This window comes from Rodentibacter rarus (genome assembly GCF_001998965.1).
In the GTDB taxonomy this organism is placed as follows: Bacteria; Pseudomonadota; Gammaproteobacteria; order Enterobacterales; family Pasteurellaceae; genus Rodentibacter; species Rodentibacter rarus.
This window is the reverse complement of sequence record NZ_MLHJ01000151.1, coordinates 1-6,405: the sequence shown is the minus strand read 5'-3', so window position 1 is coordinate 6,405 and position 6,405 is coordinate 1. Positions and strand designations below refer to the sequence as shown.

Annotated in this window: 8 protein-coding genes; all 8 read left to right on the top strand. The window is 40.5% G+C overall.

What is annotated here, in order from left to right; all coding sequences use genetic code 11:
• Window positions 1-746: 746 nt before the first annotated feature.
• The 8 genes from BKK50_RS13005 (at window position 747) to acpP (ending at window position 6,177) form a co-directional block, all read left to right on the top strand.
• Entirely contained in the window at window positions 747-1,061 is a 315-nt protein-coding gene (locus BKK50_RS13005; protein WP_244149465.1) for a sulfurtransferase, read from the top strand.
• Between the two features lie 88 nt (window positions 1,062-1,149).
• Window positions 1,150-1,674, top strand: a complete 525-nt coding sequence (yceD, locus tag BKK50_RS11990; protein WP_077418435.1) for a 23S rRNA accumulation protein YceD — start codon at window positions 1,150-1,152, stop codon at window positions 1,672-1,674.
• Window positions 1,675-1,696: 22 nt separating this feature from the next.
• Window positions 1,697-1,867 carry a 50S ribosomal protein L32 gene (gene rpmF / locus BKK50_RS11985; protein ID WP_005544470.1) on the top strand — a complete coding sequence of 57 codons (171 nt, stop codon included), beginning with the start codon at window positions 1,697-1,699 and terminating at the stop codon, window positions 1,865-1,867.
• A 21-nt stretch (window positions 1,868-1,888) separates the two neighbouring features.
• A complete protein-coding gene (plsX, locus tag BKK50_RS11980) occupies window positions 1,889-2,905 on the top strand; it encodes a phosphate acyltransferase PlsX (protein ID WP_077418433.1) in 1,017 nt (338 codons plus the stop codon).
• 18 nt (window positions 2,906-2,923) lie between these two features.
• Window positions 2,924-3,874, top strand: coding sequence for a beta-ketoacyl-ACP synthase III (locus BKK50_RS11975; protein WP_077418431.1), 951 nt, complete (start codon window positions 2,924-2,926; stop codon window positions 3,872-3,874).
• Between the two features lie 132 nt (window positions 3,875-4,006).
• Window positions 4,007-4,945, top strand: a complete 939-nt coding sequence (gene fabD / locus BKK50_RS11970; protein WP_077418429.1) for an ACP S-malonyltransferase — start codon at window positions 4,007-4,009, stop codon at window positions 4,943-4,945.
• A 13-nt stretch (window positions 4,946-4,958) separates the two neighbouring features.
• On the top strand, window positions 4,959-5,687 hold the full coding sequence (fabG, locus tag BKK50_RS11965; RefSeq protein ID WP_077418427.1) for a 3-oxoacyl-ACP reductase FabG: 729 nt from the start codon (window positions 4,959-4,961) through the stop codon (window positions 5,685-5,687).
• Between the two features lie 259 nt (window positions 5,688-5,946).
• Complete coding sequence (gene acpP, locus BKK50_RS11960; RefSeq protein WP_077418425.1) at window positions 5,947-6,177, top strand: acyl carrier protein; 231 nt, start codon at window positions 5,947-5,949, stop codon at window positions 6,175-6,177.
• Window positions 6,178-6,405: the final 228 nt, after the last annotated feature.

Sequence of the window (6,405 nt, the reverse complement as noted above, 5' to 3'; positions counted from 1 at the left end):
ATGAAATTTAACCGCACTTTATTGGGCATCGGTATATTATTTGTATTCGCTGCCTGTGATGATAACTAAGTAAAAAAACTGAAACCAAAGCACTTTTAGATAATTTAAATAATTATGAATTATGTGATTATTGACTCTCGTCAATACAGCCTTTGCAACGGGTTCAAAGATAAAACGCAACGCGTGGCGGGTATATCCCGAGTGTAGTATCATTTTCTTGTACGTGGTTGGATATCATTGCACCGGACAAATTTGAATCTTGCGTGGCAGATAAAGGTATCACAAAAGATAAGAGCTTGTTTTTTTACGATTCTGATCCAGATTGGGTTGAAAACGGCTTGATTTAGAATTTATCCTCACTGGAAGTGATTGAACAACATTTATTAAAAAATGGGATCACTGCCGATAAAACAATTATTTTATATTCCGATAATCAATTAGCCGCCTGTCATGTTTTTGGGCGTTGAAACGGGTTCGCATGAAAGATGTGAGAGTATTAAACAGCAATATTTCGACTTGGATGGAAGTTGATTTCCCCACAGAAACCACAATTAATATGTTGGCAACAAAAATTGTTTTGGGAGCAAAAATTCCGGCTAATTCCTCTATTAACATTGTCCTCCCTAAAAAGTTATCGCTGCTCAGCAACAGAGCTTGAAGTTAATCAGTAATTGGGGGGATGAATATGTAGGGAAAACCAGTGGTTATAACTATATTCTGGGAAAAGGCGAACTTCAAGGAGCGATATGGCTGATTATTATGATCCTGATGGAACATTACGGAATCCAAATGAAATTTTTGCCTTATGGAAAGGTCAAGGAATTGAAAAAAATGACAAATTAGCTTTTTATTGTGGAATAGGATGGCGTGCAGGCGTATCTTGGTTTATGGCACAACTCGCAGGTTGGGAGAATACCGTTGTTTATGATGGCGGTTGGAATCAATGGCAAATGGATTCGATTTATCCCATTCAAAAAGGTGTGCCGAATAACTATTCAAAACCTGATGCTAAAAATGACTTTGGCAAAGCGATGAAAAAAGGGAATTCTTGTAAAAGTTAATTTTATCTAAAATTTGCTTGTTTTTTATTGTGTAAAAGTGTGATTTCCCTTTGACTATTTTCTTTACAAGGGGTAATATTCACGCCCTATGCAAAAGGTAAAACTACCCCTCACCATTGATCCTGTTAAAAGCGCACAACAACGTGTTGATTATGAAGGTTGTTATGCGATTAATCAGTTAGTGCGGTTAGCGGAATCCGTGGTAAATGTGCTTAGCGATGCACAGGTAACATTATCGTTTTATATTGATCCACAAAAATTAGTGGTGATGAAAGGGAAAGCCCGAGTTGATGTCGAGTTAGAATGTCAGCGTTGTGGTAAACCGTTCAAACAGACACTGGAATGTGATTTTCTTTACAGCCCAGTGGCTAATTGGGATCAGGCTGATGTGTTGCCGGAAATTTATGAGCCGATTGAATTTAATGAATTTGGCGAAATAGATTTACTTGGTGTGGTGGAGGATGAGTTAATTTTAACTTTACCACTGGTACCAAAGCATTCATCTGAACACTGTGAAGTGTCCGCGCAGGAACAGGTTTTTGGCGAATTGCCGGAAGAATTGGCAAAAAAACCGAACCCGTTCGCTGTATTAGCTAATTTAAAACAAAAGTAAATTAAATTTAGGAGTATAGCCAATGGCTGTTCAACAAAATAAAAAATCTCGTTCACGTCGTGATATGCGTCGTTCACATGATGCATTAACTACTGCTGCCGTATCTGTGGATAAAGCAAGTGGTGAAACTCACTTACGCCATCATGTAACCGCTGATGGTTACTATCGTGGTCGTAAAGTGATTAATAAGTAATTTTTACTTATAGGTATTCACTTGAACCGTCTAACCTTAGCGTTAGATGTGATGGGCGGGGACATTGGTCCCCGTATTACTCTCCCCGCATCACTTTTGGCGTTGGAAAAAGATCCAATGCTTTCTTTAATTTTGTTTGGTGATAGCCAGCAAATTTCCCCTTTTCTTGAAAATATTCCGAAAGCCAGTTTAGCGCGTATTCAAATTCATCATTGCACTCGAACGATTGATAATCATCAAGGCATTTCCTACGCACTCCGCCATAGTAAAAATACTTCGATGCGTTTAGCGCTTGAGGCGGTTCAACAGGGGATTGCTCAAGGTTGCGTCAGTGCAGGGAATACCGGGGCATTAATGGGGCTATCAAAGATTTTATTGCAACCCCTAAAAGGCATTGTCAGACCGGCTTTGATATCGATGATACCCACTATTGACGGTGAAAAATCGGTGATGTTGGATTTGGGGGCAAACCTTGAATGTAGTGCGGAAAATCTTTATCAATTTGCTATAATGGGGAACATTTTTGCCGAGCATCGCCTTAATTTAGTTTATCCCCGAATCGGATTATTAAATATTGGTGTGGAAGAAATTAAAGGGCATCAATTTATTCGTGATGCCGCCCATTTGTTAGAAAAATCGACTGCACTGAATTATATCGGGTTTATTGAAGGGGATTTATTATTAAACGGTAAAGCTGATGTGATCGTCAGTGATGGTTTTTCCGGTAATATTGCCTTAAAAACCCTAGAAGGGGCGGCCAAAAATGTTTTATCTTTATTTAAAGGACAGTCTAAACATTATTGTTTAAAACCTGTTTTTTGGGGAATGCGTTATTTATTTAAAACCCGTTATCAACGTTTAAAACGTATTAATCCCGATGAATATAATGGGGCTTCGCTAATTGGATTAACCGCAGTGGTTGTCAAAAGCCACGGTAGTGCAAATGTGAATGCCTTTGCTCAGGCTATTGCTGATGCCGCTTTCCAAGCCCGTCAGAAACTCCCTGAAAAAATTTTGGCGGGTTTGGCCCGTTATTAATGACTTAACTTATTGATTATGAATAGCAGAATTTTATCTACCGGTAGTTATTTACCAAGCCAAATCCGTACCAATGCGGATCTTGAAAAAATGGTTGATACTTCAGACGAATGGATTGTCACCCGTTCGGGTATTCGTGAGCGTCGTATTGCAGCGCCAGATGAAACCGTTGCAACAATGGGTTTTGAGGCGGCGAAAAATGCCATTGAAAGTGCAAAACTTCATCCTCAAGATATCGATCTTATCATTGTCGCCACGACAAGTAGCTCCCACGCTTACCCGAGTGCCGCTTGCCAAATCCAAGGTCTGTTGGAGATTGATGATGCCATTTCCTTTGACTTAGCCGCAGCCTGCACGGGATTTGTTTATGCATTAAGTGTCGCCGATCAATTTATCCGAACCGGCAAAGTAAAAAAAGCGTTAGTGATTGGTTCAGATCTTAACTCCCGTAAATTAGATGAAACGGATCGCAGCACCGTTGTGTTATTTGGTGATGGCGCCGGCGCAGTGATTTTAGAAGGAAGTGAGCAAGAAGGGATCATTTCAACCCATTTACATGCCTCTGCGGATAAACATAATGCCTTGGTATTGCCACAGCCTGAGCGTGGTGTTGAAAAATCCGGCTATATTGAAATGCAGGGTAATGAAACGTTCAAACTTGCTGTGCGTGAACTTTCTAATGTGGTGGAAGAAACCCTAGCTGCCAATAATTTGGATAAAAAAGATTTGGATTGGCTTGTACCACATCAAGCCAATTTGCGCATTATTGCTGCAACAGCGAAAAAATTAGATATGGATATGTCTCAAGTGGTGGTTACCCTTGATAAATATGCTAATAATAGTGCGGCAACGGTGCCGGTGGCATTAGATGAAGCTGTGCGTGACGGGCGTATCCAACGCGGACAGTTGTTACTACTGGAAGCTTTCGGTGGTGGTTGGACTTGGGGTTCGGCATTGGTGCGTTTCTGACAATTCTGTTAGAATCGCCGTGGAATTATTGGAAAGTGCGGTTAAATTTGACCGCACTTTTTAATATGTACCATCGTGGATACCGGTTTTTATCAAAGAAATATTTCAATTAAAAATAAAAGTAGGAAAAAAATGAAAAAATTTGCAATGGTATTTCCTGGACAGGGTTCACAAACCGTAGGAATGTTAAGCGAACTTGCCACCGCCTATCCTGTGGTGACGGAGACATTTAAGCAGGCCTCTGAAGCATTAGGTTATGATTTGTGGCAACTTGTGCAACAAGGCCCTGCTGAAGAACTGAATAAAACATGGCAAACCCAGCCTGCACTTTTGGCTGCCTCTGTTGCGATCTATCGGGTATGGCAAGAAAAGTATCCTCATTTAAAACCGGAAGTGATGGCAGGGCACAGTTTAGGTGAATATTCCGCTTTAGTTTGTTCGGGCGCATTAGACTTTCAAGATGCCATTAAATTAGTGGAATTACGAGGAAAACTCATGCAACAAGCGGTACCGGAAGGCACCGGTGCAATGTATGCCATTATTGGTTTGGATAATGAGGCGATTATTAAGGCTTGTCAGCAAGCAGAGGAAGGCGAAGTGGTGTCTGCGGTGAATTTTAACTCACCAGGACAAGTGGTGATTGCCGGTGCAAAAGCAGCGGTAGAACGAGCGGCTACATTGTGTAAAGAAGCGGGGGCAAAACGTGCATTGCCGTTAGCGGTAAGCGTGCCATCACATTGTGCATTAATGAAACCGGCGGCGGATAAGTTAGCTGTGACGTTAGATGCAATGGCTATCAATACGCCGGAAATTTCGGTTATTAATAATGTTGATGTAGCGAAAGAAGTAGAAAGTGCTGCTATTCGTGATGCACTGATTCGTCAACTTTATAGCCCGGTACGTTGGACAGAAACCGTAGAAAAGATGGCCCAAGAGGGTGTTCAAGCTTTAGTAGAAATAGGGTCGGGTAAAGTGTTAAACGGTTTAACCAAGCGAATTGTGGGCGACCTACAAGCGACATCAGTGAATGATCTTGCTTCACTTAATAGCATTGAAGAATTTTTAGCGTAAAAAGGAAGAAAACATGCAAAATAAAATTGCGTTAGTAACAGGGGCAACGCGTGGAATTGGTCGTGCTATTGCCGAAGAATTGGCATCAAAAGGGGCATTTGTTATTGGTACGGCAACCTCTGAAAAAGGGGCGGAAGCGATCTCGGCCTATTTAGGTGAAAAAGGTAAAGGTTTAGTATTAAATGTGACAGAGAGTGCTTCTATTGAAGCGGTATTAGAGCAAATCAAAAACGATTTTGGGGATATTGATATTCTCGTCAACAATGCCGGTATCACCCGTGATAATCTCCTTATGCGTATGAAAGATGAAGAATGGTTTGACATTATGCAAACCAATTTAACCTCGATTTATCATCTTTCTAAAGCGATGTTACGTTCTATGATGAAAAAACGTTTTGGGCGTATCATCAACATTGGCTCCGTGGTTGGCTCAATGGGTAACCCGGGTCAGAGCAATTATTGTGCGGCTAAAGCCGGGGTCATTGGTTTTTCAAAAGCATTGGCAAAAGAAGTGGCCTCTCGAGGGATTACTGTCAATGTGGTCGCACCGGGTTTTATTGCCACAGATATGACAGAAGTGTTAACGGACGAGCAAAAAGCCGGGATCTTATCGAACGTTCCTGCCGGTCGTTTGGGTAAAGCAAAAGACATTGCAAAAGCTGTGGCTTTCTTAGCTTCTGATGACGCAGCCTATATCACAGGCACCACATTACATGTCAATGGCGGCTTGTATATGAGCTAGTGCTTTGGCACTCGCTGTTTGTCTGGGGGGATTTCCCTTATAAAATCATAGCCAAAGATTTTAGATAATGTTAAAATCTGCCCCGCAACCTGATTTGGTTACGCCTTATGCGTATTGTAAAGGTATGTAACTATTTTTTCTGTATGGTTTTTTATTTGCGCTTTTGTGGTGTTACCACCTCTCAAAAAGTTGCAAAGCGATTAAAAATCCATACACTACTAACCCTCAGCAATGAGTTATGACAACATAGGAAAAACAAATGAGTATTGAAGAACGCGTAAAAAAAATCATCGTTGAACAATTAGGTGTTAAAGGAGAAGATGTCAAACCTGAAGCTTCTTTCGTTGAAGATTTAGGTGCGGATTCTTTAGACACAGTTGAATTAGTAATGGCTTTAGAAGAAGAATTCGATATTGAAATTCCAGATGAAGAAGCTGAAAAAATCACAACTGTTCAATCTGCGATTGACTACGTTCAAAACAATCAATAATTTCAAGTTAGGCGACTTTATTAAGTCGCCTAATTTTTTATTTCAATCTTTCTAAAAAATAGCTGTACTTTAAAAAGTACGGTCATTTTGATTATAGACAGACTACGTCTGTCTATAAAAACCATACGCATAGCGTATGGAATCAAATAGTTTAAGCGATGGATAGAAAAATCCTGTGAAAATCTAAACCTCTACTTAGAATAGTCGTGGAGGTTTAACTATGAGTAC